The organism is Acidovorax sp. M2(2025), from assembly GCF_049330835.1.
Classification (GTDB): domain Bacteria; phylum Pseudomonadota; class Gammaproteobacteria; order Burkholderiales; family Burkholderiaceae_C; genus Acidovorax.
Genome location: NZ_CP186262.1, coordinates 2,110,685 through 2,123,028, shown reverse-complemented (window position 1 = coordinate 2,123,028; position 12,344 = coordinate 2,110,685). Strand labels below are relative to the sequence as shown.

The 12,344-nt window shown below is 67.3% G+C and carries 12 protein-coding genes; 3 read left to right on the top strand and 9 right to left on the bottom strand.

The window, feature by feature from the left end:
- Window positions 1-78: 78 nt before the first annotated feature.
- Window positions 79-1,338, top strand: a complete 1,260-nt coding sequence (locus ACOYR3_RS09850; protein ID WP_422846253.1) for a sensor domain-containing diguanylate cyclase — start codon at window positions 79-81, stop codon at window positions 1,336-1,338.
- Window positions 1,339-1,392: 54 nt separating this feature from the next.
- On the opposite strand, the gene ACOYR3_RS09845 is transcribed toward ACOYR3_RS09850, so the two are convergent.
- From ACOYR3_RS09845 to ACOYR3_RS09835, 3 genes are all read right to left on the bottom strand, one after another.
- A complete protein-coding gene (locus tag ACOYR3_RS09845; protein ID WP_422846252.1) occupies window positions 1,393-3,060 on the bottom strand; it encodes a methyl-accepting chemotaxis protein in 1,668 nt (555 codons plus the stop codon).
- A 105-nt stretch (window positions 3,061-3,165) separates the two neighbouring features.
- Complete coding sequence (locus ACOYR3_RS09840; protein ID WP_422846251.1) at window positions 3,166-3,393, bottom strand: SlyX family protein; 228 nt, start codon at window positions 3,391-3,393, stop codon at window positions 3,166-3,168.
- A gap of 6 nt (window positions 3,394-3,399) precedes the next feature.
- The gene (locus tag ACOYR3_RS09835) at window positions 3,400-4,590 is read right to left on the bottom strand and encodes a PLP-dependent aminotransferase family protein (protein WP_422846250.1); all 1,191 of its coding nucleotides are present in this window, start codon (window positions 4,588-4,590) and stop codon (window positions 3,400-3,402) included.
- Between the two features lie 108 nt (window positions 4,591-4,698).
- Here ACOYR3_RS09835 and ACOYR3_RS09830 point away from each other — a divergent pair, with 108 nt between their 5' ends.
- Both ACOYR3_RS09830 and nth read left to right on the top strand, forming a co-directional pair.
- Window positions 4,699-5,178 (top strand): AraC family transcriptional regulator, encoded by a 480-nt coding sequence (locus tag ACOYR3_RS09830; protein WP_422846249.1) that lies wholly within the window; start codon window positions 4,699-4,701, stop codon window positions 5,176-5,178.
- 73 nt (window positions 5,179-5,251) lie between these two features.
- On the top strand, window positions 5,252-5,890 hold the full coding sequence (gene nth / locus ACOYR3_RS09825; RefSeq protein ID WP_422846248.1) for an endonuclease III: 639 nt from the start codon (window positions 5,252-5,254) through the stop codon (window positions 5,888-5,890).
- A 404-nt stretch (window positions 5,891-6,294) separates the two neighbouring features.
- Here nth and ACOYR3_RS09820 read toward each other — a convergent pair whose 3' ends face one another.
- The 6 genes from ACOYR3_RS09820 to ACOYR3_RS09795 all read right to left on the bottom strand — a co-directional run bounded on the left by ACOYR3_RS09820 (window position 6,295) and on the right by ACOYR3_RS09795 (window position 12,341).
- Window positions 6,295-7,041 (bottom strand): aspartate/glutamate racemase family protein, encoded by a 747-nt coding sequence (locus ACOYR3_RS09820; RefSeq protein ID WP_422846247.1) that lies wholly within the window; start codon window positions 7,039-7,041, stop codon window positions 6,295-6,297.
- 18 nt (window positions 7,042-7,059) lie between these two features.
- A complete protein-coding gene (locus ACOYR3_RS09815) occupies window positions 7,060-7,824 on the bottom strand; it encodes a GntR family transcriptional regulator (protein WP_422846246.1) in 765 nt (254 codons plus the stop codon).
- Between the two features lie 12 nt (window positions 7,825-7,836).
- Complete coding sequence (locus ACOYR3_RS09810) at window positions 7,837-8,730, bottom strand: ABC transporter permease (protein WP_422846245.1); 894 nt, start codon at window positions 8,728-8,730, stop codon at window positions 7,837-7,839.
- Between the two features lies 1 nt (window position 8,731).
- Complete coding sequence (locus tag ACOYR3_RS09805; RefSeq protein WP_422846244.1) at window positions 8,732-9,646, bottom strand: ABC transporter permease; 915 nt, start codon at window positions 9,644-9,646, stop codon at window positions 8,732-8,734.
- 268 nt (window positions 9,647-9,914) lie between these two features.
- On the bottom strand, window positions 9,915-11,228 hold the full coding sequence (locus tag ACOYR3_RS09800) for an ABC transporter substrate-binding protein (protein WP_422846243.1): 1,314 nt from the start codon (window positions 11,226-11,228) through the stop codon (window positions 9,915-9,917).
- A 60-nt stretch (window positions 11,229-11,288) separates the two neighbouring features.
- A complete protein-coding gene (locus ACOYR3_RS09795; protein WP_422846242.1) occupies window positions 11,289-12,341 on the bottom strand; it encodes an ABC transporter ATP-binding protein in 1,053 nt (350 codons plus the stop codon).
- Window positions 12,342-12,344: the final 3 nt, after the last annotated feature.

Below are 12,344 nucleotides of genomic sequence, written 5' to 3'. Positions count from 1 at the left end.
GGATGCCTGGGCGACAGCCCGGATTCCCATGCCTTCATTCCGGTGCCACAATGCGTCCTTACCTTTGGTTACCGCCCCATGTTCCACGACCTCCGTCTGTTGCAGGCGCTGCCAGCGGCAGTGCTGGTCACACAAGAAGGCGCCATCCGGTTTGCCAACGCCGCCGCCGTGGAACTGCTGGAAGCGCCGGACACCGGGGCGCTGATCGGCCGGCTGTCGGCCGACTTTGTGCACCCCATCGACAAGAGCCGCTCGTCCCGCCGGATTCAGCTGGTGGCGGGCCCCGAGCAGGCCGGGCGCCCCAACAAGTCGTCCGAATTCCGCATCCGGACCCAGGCCGGCAACCTGCGCATGGTGCTGATCAGCAGCGTGGCGGTGGACTGGGAGGGCGCGCCCGCCGTCCTGATGTGCGGGCTGGACATGACGCACCAGAGCGAAATCGAGGCCCAGCTGCGCGAAAGCGAGCAGAACTTCCGCCGCCTGTTCGACAACATGCAGGACGTCTACTACCGCACCGACGCCCAGGGGGTGGTGCAGCATGTCGGGCCGGGCGTGCGGCGGGTGCTGGGGTATGAGCCCCATGAGATCGAAGGCCGCACGGCGGAGTCCTACTACCCCCAGAGTTCCGACCGGGACGCCTTCAAGGCGGCCATCCTGGAAAAGGGCGAGGTGTCCGACTTTCCCGGCCAGATGGTGCGGCGCGATGGCACGGTGATCGACATTTCCATCAGCAGCCACGCGCTGTACGACCAAGCCGGCAATTTTGCGGGCGTGGAAGGCATCTACCGCGACGTGACGCAGCGCAAGAACCTGGAGCGGGACCTGCACCGCCTGGCCACCACCGACATGCTCACCGGCATGGCCAACCGCCGGGCCTTCCTGGAATGCGCCGAGTCGGCCTACGCCCGCTCGCTGGGCAGTGGCGAGCCGCTCACGCTGCTGATGCTGGACCTGGACCATTTCAAATCCATCAACGACCGCTTTGGCCACCTGGAGGGCGACCGGGCGCTGGTGGAGTTTTCGCGCGCCGCGCGCGGCCAACTGCGGGCCAGCGACGTGGTCGGGCGGCTGGGCGGCGAAGAGTTCGGCGTGCTGCTGCCGCTGACCACCCTGGACGAGGGGCTGGACGTGGCCCGGCGCATTCTCGACAGCCTGCGCGCACTGCAGCTGCACGGCGATGCCGGCCAAGCCTACACGCTGACCGCCAGCCTCGGGCTCAGCACCTTCGACGCCCGCGACCGCAGCGTGCGCGACCTGCTGGACCGCGCCGACCAGGCCCTCTACCGCGCCAAGCACCAGGGCCGCAACCAGATCGCGGTGCAGGAGCCGGCCGGGTAGCGGCCCGCCCGTTCTGGCCACCCGCCAGCCCCTCCGTTGGGGCCGCGCTGCGGCCTACCGGCGGGCAGCGACCGGCACGCTTGGGCCGGCCGGCAGCCGCGGGGGCGGCGGTGCCCGCAGAATACGTTCGCCGCCCGCCAGTCCCCGGGCCAGGCCCGCGGGGGCCGGCGCGTGTGCCGCCGCCAGCTGGAAGCGGTGAATCACCCCCAGCAGGCTGCGCGCCTGGTGCTTCATGCCCAGCGATGCCGAGGAGCTGTCCTCGACGAGCAACGCGTTCTTTTGCGTGGCCGCGTCGAGCTGCCGCACCGCTTCGCCGATCTGCGCGATGCCGCGGGCCTGCTCGCGGCCGGCGTCCTTGATCTGGCTGATGAGGTGCACCACATCCTCCACCCGCACCACCGTGTGGCCAAAGCGCTCGCCCGCCTGCGCCACCAGCTGCGCGCCCCGCTCGACCTCCCGCACGCTGGCGGCGATCAATCCACGGATCTCCTGCGCTGCCGCGCTGCTGCGCTGCGACAGGCCGCGCACTTCGCCCGCCACCACCGCGAAGCCGCGCCCGAGTTCCCCGGCGCGCGCGGCCTCCACCGCGGCGTTGAGCGCCAGCAGGTTCGTCTGGAAGGCGATGTCGTCCATCACCTTGATGATGTCGGTGATCCGCTGCGACTGGGCCTTGATGTCCTCCATCGTCGCGACCACGTCGCGCATCACGCCTTCCCCTTCGTTGGCCACCTTGCTGGCCTCTTGCGCCAGCTCGGTGGCGCGTTCGGCGTTGTCGGTGTTGTGCTGCACGGTCACCGTGAGCTGCTCCATCGAAGCCGCGGTCTCCTGCAGATTGGACGCCTGCACCTCGGTGCGCCGCGCCAGGTCTTCGGTGCCGCCCGCGATCAGCGCGGCCTCGTTGGCAACCGCCTCGGTGCTGGCACGCACCTCCGTGATCACGCGCACCAGCTGCTGGTTCATCTCGCGCAGCGCACCCAGCAGCTCGGCGGTCTCGTCCGCCCCGCGCACTTCGATGCGGGCGCTGAGGTCGCCGCGGGCCACCGTGTGGGCCAGCGCCACCGCCTGGCGCAGCGGGCGCGAGATGGAGCGCGTGATGACCCAGGCCATCAGGGCCCCCACCGTCAGCGCCAGCGCAGTGGCGGCCAGCATGCCGCCCACCAGCAGGCCGCTCATCGTGCGCGCCCCCTCGAACTCGGCGGCCGCCGCCGCTACCTGCCGCGCCACCAGCTGTTCGATGGCGCCCTGCACCTTGGCGGCGTTGGGCCGGATCTGGTTGATGTACAGCTCGGAGCCATCGTCGTATTTGCCCGCCACCAGGGCCTCTGCCGCGGGCACCAGTCCTTGCTGCAGGTACCGGTCGTTGGCCTGGGCGAATGCCTGGGCCAGCGCGCGCTCTTCGGTGTCCAGCGGCTTGGCGGCGTAGGCTTTCCACAACGTCTGGATGCGCTGCACGTTGGCGGACAGTTCACCGTGGCTGGCTTGCAGGTTGCTGGTGCCGGGGTCCATCAGCATGTCCATCACCAGCACGCGGTTGCGCTGCGTGAGGTGGCTGATCTCCGCCAGCGTGCCCAGCGGCACGGTGCGGTCGGCATACAGCGTTGCGCTGCGCTCCGTGAGGCGCCGGGCGCCATGAACGCCGCCGGCCGCCAGGGCCATGATCAACAGCAAGAGCACGGCAAACGCCAGCGCGAGCCGGGTGCCGATCCTGATTTTCTGAAGCATGTAAAAGCCATCTCCCTGCCTGCACACGGGCAGTCTGGGGAGATGCTATGCCCCGGCGATGACAGGGGCGTGACCCGCCGGCCCGCTTCCGCTCCTGGAGCCGGATCAGTAATGGGGCGGCAACTCGTCCCGCAGGTCGCGCGGCCCGGACAGGCCGCCTTCGGGCACCTGCTGCCGCAGCTGCAGGATTTCGCGGGTGAGGCGGTCGATCAGGCCCTGCTGCTGGTAAATGGTCATGTTGAGCTGGTCCAGCAGGTCTTCGGTAAAGCTGGCCTTGATCTCCAGGCTTTCCAGGCGCTGGAGGACGCTGTCGAGATCGGTCGCTTCAGCCATGGGCGGTCACAGCGCCTGGGCCAGGCGCGCCACGCCTTCGCGGATCTTGTCCACGTCGGCCGTGGCGAACGACAGGCGCAGCGTGGCGTGGTCGGGCTGGGCGCAGAAGAATGGCGTGCCGGGCACAAAGGCCACGCCCTTGTCGATGGCGCGCTTGGCCAGCACGTTGCCGTCCGCCACCTTGCCACCCGCACCGGTCAGGCGCGCCCACACGAACAGGCCGCCCTGCGGCTGCACGAACTCGACGGCGTCGCCCAGTTCCTTGCGCAGCGCGTCGCCCATGGCCTGGGCGCGCTCGGCATACACCTTGCGCACGCGGACCAGGGTGGCGGGCATGCGGCCGGCCTTGAGGTACTGTGCGGCCGTGGCCTGCGCAAATGTGCTGGTGTGTGCATCGCTGAACTGCTTGCACATGGTGGCCTTGGCCAGCAGCTCGGCCGGGGCAATCATCCAGCCCACGCGCAAGCCGGGCGAGAGCACCTTGCTCAGCGAGCCGCAGTGCACCAGCAGCTCGCGGCTGCCGGGCACGCTGGCCGACAGGTTGAGCAGGCTGGGGGGCGGCGCCTCGCCAAAGTACAGGTCGCCGTAGGGGTCGTCCTCGACGATCAGGGTGTTGTGCTTGACGGCCATCTCCAGCACGGCCTTGCGGCGCTCCAGGCTCAGCATGGCGCCGCTGGGGTTGCCAAAGGTGGGGATGAGGTAGACGAACTTGGGCTTGTGTTCGGCGATGAGCTTTTCCAGTTCATCCGTTTTCACGCCATTGCCGTCGATGGGGGCGCTGATCAGCTCTGCGCCGTACAGGCGAAAGCACTGGATGGTGGCCAGGAAGGTGGGGCCTTCCACGATGACCTTGTCGCCGGGGCTGATGAGCGTTTTGCCCAGCAGGTCCAGCGCCTGCTGGCTGCCGGTGGTGACGATGAGGTTGTCGGCCGCCACGCCCTGGGCGCCCTTGGCTGCCATGAAGGCGGCCAGCTGCTCGCGCAGGGGGTTGTAGCCCTCGGTGGCGCCGTACTGCAGCGCGGCGCCCGGCTCTTCGGCCAGCGCGGCATTGCTGGCGGCGCGGATGCCGTCCACGTCGAACATGGCGCTGTCGGGGAAGCCGCCCGCAAAGCTGATGATGCCGGGCTTGCCCAGCAGCTTGAAGAGCTCGCGGATGGCGGATGTTTCTACGTTGTTCAGGCGGTCGGCAAATTGCATGGCGTCAAGAGGATGGGTTGGCAACAGACGCAGCATTGTCGCCAATTGCGGCGCAGGATTCATGCGGTGTCATTAAACTGAACCTTTTCTCACCAACGGCACGCTACCATGCCCCTGTCCATCCGCACCCTGCCCCGCATGCGCCTGGCCTTCATGCGCCACACCGGCGCCTATGGCCACCCCGGGCTCACCGAGCTGTGGGAGCGGTTCGGCGCCTGGTGCGCCGCCAATCGCCTGACCGAGCCCACCCCGAAGTTCTACGGCTTCAGCCACGACGACCCGGCGTGCGCGCCGCCCGGGCAGTGCCGCTACGACGCCTGCGTGCAGATCGGCGTGGGCCTGCGCACCGGCCCGGACGTGCAGGTGATGGACTACGAGGGCGGTGACTACGCCTGCCTGCATTTCGTGGGCACGGGCCCCGAGATCGCCGCCGCCTGGGCGCAAATGAAGGCTCCGGGGCAGATTCCCGAAGGCTGGGAATGGGAGCCGCGCGCAGCGCTCGAAATCTACGAAGAGAACTTTGCCGTCGACCCCGCCACGGGCCGGTTTCCCTGCTGGCTGTGCGTTCCGGTGAAGCGCCGCCACTGAACGCCTGCACCAGGAGCCCGGGCCGCCGGGCCTGGCATGGGAGACAATCCGCCCGCCTCCCGACGAGTCCTTCATGAAAACCGCCGACATCGAGCCTTTCTTCGCCGCCCTGAAAGCGGCCAACCCCACGCCCAGCACGGAGCTGGAATACACCACCCCGTTCGAGCTGCTGGCGGCCGTGCTGCTGTCGGCCCAGGCCACCGACGTGGGCGTGAACAAGGCCACGCGCAGGCTGTTTCCGGTGGCAGGCACGCCGCAGGCCATCCTGGCCCTGGGCCTGGAGGGGCTGGAGGGCTACATCAAGACCATTGGCCTGTACCGCACCAAGGCCAGGAACCTGATGGAGACCTGCCGCATCCTGGTGGAGCGCCACGGCGGCCAGGTGCCCCGCACGCGCGAGGAACTGGAGCAGCTACCGGGTGTGGGCCGCAAGACGGCCAATGTGGTGCTGAACGTGGCGTTCGGTGAGCCCACCATGGCGGTGGACACGCACATCTTCCGCGTGAGCAACCGCACGGGCCTGGCACCCGGCAAGAACCCGCTGGCGGTAGAGCTGCAGCTGATGAAGCGCGTGCCCGCGGAATACGCGGTGGACTCGCACCACTGGCTGATCCTGCACGGCCGCTACGTATGCCAGGCGCGCAAGCCGCGGTGCTGGGAGTGCGTGGTGGCGCAGTACTGCGATTACGAGCCCAAGACCCCCGCGCCTTGAATTGGCGGGGTGATTGCTCCATTTTTGATAGCCACTCACGCTTGCCAGTAAAGCGCGAGCGGTACATTTCAATCAAAAAAAAGCAAGAGGCGTTCGAAGCCTGCGCGCTCTCAGACGCAACTGCCGCCGTCAATCGGCCAATTGCCGCAATACGTTGCTGCGCGTAGCCATGGTGTCTTGTGCCTCCCGCAACTGCGCCCCGCTATCGGGCGCGTGAGCACTTAACAGCAGGCTGCTGTCGGGACGCTCGCGCAGACAAATCGTGTCTCCGACTCCCACATGCAGGCGAGACAACAAGTCCTCCGGAAAGAGGAGCGCCACTGAATCCTCGGTCGGGACAAGGGGCAGGACGTAGTGCTTCGCTGTAGTCATGACGAGCACGCTGGCGAGACGTGTTCTGGATGTCAACCGTCCCCTCCGCGGCTCAGCGCTGCCATTTCACCCGACAGCCCCACCCACGCCACATCAAACCCCGCCCCTTTGCGTTCGGGCGGCACCGGGTGGACCCGCAGGGCCCAGTGCGCCCCTGCCACCACGCTGTCGATCACCGGTACCGGCACCTGCGGCTGCACCGCTGCAGCCATGCCGGCCAGCCCCGCCCCGCCCAGGATGACCGCCTGCACGCCCATCTGCCGCACCACATCACGGCAGGCCTGGGCCAGCAAGGCGCGCGCGGCCTCCGGGTCGGCGGCCAGCTGGGCGCCCGTGGGCGCCACGGTGTGGATGCCGGCCAGCCCGTGCGCATGCCCGAGCGCCTGCGCCAGGCGCTGCAGCATCGGGCCCCAGCGCTCGCCGCCGGTGACGATGGCAAAGCGGCCGTGGCGCGCGGCCGCGATGAACGAAGCCTCGGCCAGGCCGGTGACGGGCACGGGGCTGCTCTCGCGCAGCGCCATCAGGCCGGGATCGCCAAAGCAGCCGATCAGCACCGCATCCGGCTGCGGACCGGGCTGGGCCAGCGCGCGCGCCCAGGCGTCCAGCGCCGCGTGGGCGGCCACGGCGTAGCTGGCCTCGCAGGCGATGTAGGGCGCACCAAAACGCGCGGTGGCCGTGCGCACGGCGACGTGCAACCCGGCTGCGGCCTGCACGTGCTGCTGGAGCAAGGCGCTGACATGGGCCGACGTGTTGGGGTTGACGACGAGCAGTTGGCGCATGGGCGGAGGGCGGTGGCGTCAGGCGCCCAGCAGTTGCGCCAGGTCCGGCGCGTCCGGAGCGGGCGGCGTGAATTCGAGTTGCGATTCGATGCGCGCGAGGTGCGCCAGCATCAGCCGGGGCGCCTCGCGCGCGTCGCGCAGGCGGATTGCGTCGATCAGCGCCCGGTGCTCGCGGCAGCCGCAGGCCGTGGCCTCCTCGCGGGTCTGCGCGTGGCTGGGGCTGTAGGTCATGAGGATGAGCGAGGTGCGCGAAACCAGCTCGCGCAGGATGCGGCCCAGCGTCTGGTGCCCGGCCGCCTGGGCAATGTGCAGGTGAAAGTCGCCCGAGAGGCGGATGGCGCGGCGCATGTCGCCGCTGGCGCGGGCGGCTTCCTCGTCGTCGATGCAGGTGCGCAGCGCGGCGATGCCGGCATCCGTGGCGTTGGCGATGAACAGCTCCACCAGGCGCGGCTCCAGCAAGCGGCGGGCCTCGAACACTTCCAGCGCCTCCTGCGGCGTGGGCTGGGCAATGGAGGCGCCCCGGTTGGGCGTGAGGGTGACGACCTGCTCGTTGGCCAGCCGCACCAGCACCGGCCGCACCCGCGTGCGCGACACGCCGAAGGCCGCCGCCAGCTTGTCTTCCACCAGCTTGGTACCGGGCGGGAGCTTGTGGTCCAGGATGGCCGAGACCATGCGGTCGTACATGTCGTTGTCGCTGAGCTGGCCCGGCGCGTCAACCTGCGCGGGCGGCTCGGCGACCACAGCGCGCGGGCGCCGGGGCCGGAGGTTCGTGGTGGTCTTCATAGGGCCGCCGTTTTACCCCGAACGCCCCGCGCGGCCGCGGCCCAGCGCCCACACCAGCAGCAGCGTGACGCCCATGACCGCGAACGACACCACGGTGGTGACCGTGCCCAGCGCATAGATGGAGGGCGTGGTCACCGTGCTGGTCAGCCCTTGCAGCTCCAGCGGCAGTGTGTTCACATCGCCAATGGCTTGCGAGGTGCGGGCAATCTCGTCCCAGCTCAGCGTGAAGCCGAACATGCCAATGCCCACCACCGACGGCGCGATCAACGGCAGCACCACATGCGCAAAGCCTTGCCAGGGCGTGGCGCCGAGGTCGCGCGCGGCCTCTTCGTAGGCAGGGTTGAAGCGGTTGAACACCGCAAACATGATGAGCAGGCCAAAGGGCAGCGTCCATGTGAGGTGCGCGCCCAGGGCCGAGGTGAACAGGCCCAGCGAGGTGCCATAGCCCTCCAGCGCGCTTTCCATACCCAACCATTCCAGCGCGGCCTTGATGCCGTTGTCGATCAGCCGGAACTCCAGCCCGATGCCCAGCGACACGATGATGGACGGCATGATGAGGCTGGCCACCACGATGAAGAACAAGGTGTTGCCGCCCGCCAGCCGCTTGCGAAACGCCAGCCCGGCCAGCACCGACAGCACCACCGTGCACAGCATGACGGCCACGCCCAGGCCCAGCGAGCGCCACAGCGCCGCGCCGATGTCCACCACGCCCAGGCCCTCGGCCAGCCTGGCGAACCAGTGCAGCGACACGCCGCGCATGGGAAAGGTGAGCCCCCCTTCCGGCCCCTGGAAGCTCAGGATGAAGATGACGAACATCGGCCCGTACATGAACAGCACGAACAGCGCAAAGACGATGGCCAGGGGCCAGAAGCTGGCGGGGCGGGTTTCGCGGATGCGGGTTGTCATCTCACAGCTCCTTGCGGATATCGACGAGCCGGGTGAGGCCCCAGATGATCATGAGCACCACGGCCAGCAGGATCACGGCATTGGCCGCCGCCAGCGGGAACTGCAGGTACGACGTCTGCACCTGGATGATCTTGCCCACGGACGCAATCTGCTGCCCGCCCATCACGCCGATGGTCACGAAGTCGCCCATCACGATGGTGAGCACAAAGATCGAGCCGATGATGATGCCGGTGCGCGACAGCGGAACGATCACGTTCCACAGCGTCTGCCAGCCACTCGCGCCGCTGTCGCTGGCGGCTTCGATCAGGCTGCGGTCGATGCGCATCATGCTGTTGAAGATGGGCACGATCATGAACATGGTGTAGAGGTGCACAAAGGCCAGAACCACCGAAAAATCCGAGAACAGCAGCCACTCGATGGGCGTCTCGATGAGATTCATGCCCATCAAGGTTTGATTCACCAGCCCATTGCGACCCAAGAGCGGCACCCACGAGATCATGCGGATCACGTTCGACGTCCAGAACGGGATGGTGCACAGCACGAACAGCAGCGTCTGCATGCCCGACGAGCGCACATGGAAGGCCAGGAAATAGGCCACGGTGAAGCCGATCACCAGCGTAATGAGCCACACCAGCAAACTGAACTTGAGCGTGGAGTAATACGTCTTGAGCGTGACGCACAGCCCGTCCGACACGTCGCCGCAGCCCTCGAAGATCGAGACGTAGTTCTTGAACGCGAACCCGGGCAGCAGCTCGTAGTCGTTGAAATCCCAGAAACTGACCATCACGATCAGCAGCAGCGGAATGATGAAGAACAGCGCAAACACCAGCGTGAACGGCGCAGCCTGCCACCAGGCGGCAATGCTGCGGCCGGGGACGGCGGCAGCGGGTAAGGATGGTGTGGTGGTCGTGCTCATGGCAGTCCATTCAGGCAAGGGGGCTCATGGGAGCGTGGCGCTTCATTGGTATGGGTGTGCGGTGGTCGGGTCGATCCATCCACCCCATCCATCCGTTCGGGCTGAGCTTGTCGAAGCCTCGCGCGGCGCTTCGACTGCGCTCAGTGAACGGGTTGTAGGGTCATTGGCACGTCGACAAGCTCAGTGCGAACGGGCGGGGGAAAGTGAGCATCCATCCCCGAACCGTTCGGGCTGAGCCTGTCGAAGCCAGGGCACAGTCCTCAGCCCATCAAGCGGCCACGAATTCGTTCCATTTCTGGACCATGTAGTTGTTCTCATCCATGATCGCGTTCCAGCAGGCAATGCCGCCCATGCGCGATTCATAGCTGCCGCCGTCGCGCACCGCGCCGGCCTTGGCCAGCACGTCGCCGTTGGGGCTTTTGATGTCCTGCGTGGCGGGCTTGCCTTCCATCCAGTAGGCCCATTCGTAGGCTTCCATCTTGGCCTTGGCTGTCTCCAGCACGGCGCTGTAGTAGCCCTGGCGGTTCAGGTAGGCACCGGCCCAGCCGTCCAGGAACCAGTTGATGAACTCATACGCGCCATCGAGCTTGCGGCCCGACAATGTGGTGGGCAAACCAAAGCCCGCAGCCCAGGCGCGGTAGCCTTCCTTCAGCGGTTGGAAGTTGCAGGCAATGCCCTTCGTGCGCACAGCCGTCACAGCCGGGCTCCACATCGACTGGATCACCACTTCGCCCGATGCCATCAGGTTCACCGACTCGTTGAAGTCCTTCCACAGCGCGCGGAACTGACCCTGCTTCTTGGCTTCGATCAGGGTCTTGATCGTGAGATCAATCTCCTTCTTGGTCATGTTGCCCTTGTCGGGGTACTTGTACAGGCCCATGGCCTCGACCACCATGGCAGCGTCCATGATGCCGATCGAAGGAATGTTCAGGATGGCGGCCTTGCCCTTGAATTCGGCGTTCAGCAGCTCAGCCCACGAATTGATGGGGCGCTTGATCAGATCGGGGCGAATGCCCAGCGTGTCGGCGTTGTACACGGTGGGGATCAGGCTCATGAACTGCGTGGGCGCGGTCGCAAACTTCTTGGACTTTTCGCCTTCCAGGTAGATCACCTTCTTGGGCGCCGTGCCCTGGTCGCCCACGGCCTTGCCCGCCACCATGCCGGTGGTGAACAGCGTGGTGATCTTGTCGGCATTCTTGATGCGCTTGGTATCAATGCCCTTGAGGTTGCCCGTGGGCACGATCTTCTTGAGCGAGAAGTACTCGGTGTCGATCAGGTCAAAACTGTTGGGCGCCGTGACGGCGCGCTTGGTCACGTCGTCCGTGGTCACCGCCACGTACTGGATCTCGATGCCGGTGTCGGCCTTGAATTTCTCGGCAATCGCCTTGTCCTGGTTCACGGCCGTGCCCAGGTAGCGCAGCACGATCTTCTCTTGCGCATGCACGGCCGGGAACATGCCAGCGGCCAGGATGCCCGCCGTGCCCTTGAGCAGCGAGCGGCGAGCCACACCAGTGGCTTCACGGACAACGCCAGAGGCATCGGAGACAACGACAGGGGAATCAGCACGGGAAGCATCGGACATGGGAAAACTCCTTGGGTTGCGGAAGGGACGGGTGAAAAAGGGGGGTGCGTAGGGATACGGTCAGGCGGCTACGGACAGCGGATGCGCCTGCTCAGGCGTCCAGTGCAGCTGCACGCCCTGCCCCACCTGGTAGGGCTGCGCGGCAAAGGCGGCTTCTGACACCATCACCGAATAGGCTGCCGTGGCGTTGGCCGACAGAACTGCGCCGTGCTTTTGCAGGCCCACCAGCACGTAGGTGCCCTGGTACTCCACATCGGTCACCACAGCCTGCATGCGCTGGGCACCCCAGGGCAGCTCGGCCTGGGCGGGGGCGATCTGCAGGTGGTCCGTGCGCACGCCCACCTTGCCTTCGGGTGTGTCAATCACGTTGTGGCCGCCCATGAAGCGCGCCACAAACTCGCTGGCGGGCCGGTTGTAGACCTCGTGTGGGGAGCCTACTTGCTCGATCACGCCGTGGTTCATCACCACCATGGTGTCGGCCAGGGCCATGGCTTCTTCCTGGCTGTGGGTGACATGGATGAACGTCAGGCCCAGCTCCTTCTGCCAGCGGCGCAGCTCGGCGCGCATCTGGATGCGCAGGAAGGGATCCAGCGCAGACAGCGGCTCGTCCAGCAGCAGCACCCGCGGCTGGGTGATGAGGGCCCGTGCCAGCGCCACGCGCTGCTGCTGCCCGCCCGAGAGTTCGGCAGGCTTGCGCTCTGCCAGATGGCCCAGGGCCACGCGCTCCAGCAGGTCGCGCGCCTTGGCCTGGCGCTCGGCCTTGGCCACGCCTTTCATCTTGAGGCTGAAGGCCACGTTGTCCAGTGCCGAGAGGTGCGGGAACAGCGCAAAGCTCTGGAACATCATGGCCGTGCCGCGCGCGGCGGCGGGCAGATCGGTGATGTTGCGGTTCTCCAGCAGGATGTCGCCGCTGGTCACGGACTCGTGCCCCGCAATCATGCGCAAGGTGGTGCTCTTGCCGCAGCCCGACGGCCCCAGCAGGCAGCAATAGCTGCCGCTGGCGATGCGCAGGTTGATGGCGTCGACGGCCGGCTTGCCCTGCGCATAGCGCTTGGTCAGGGCGACGATCTCGACGGCCGCCGGGGCCGGTGGGGCGGATGGGGAGGCTTGCATGGC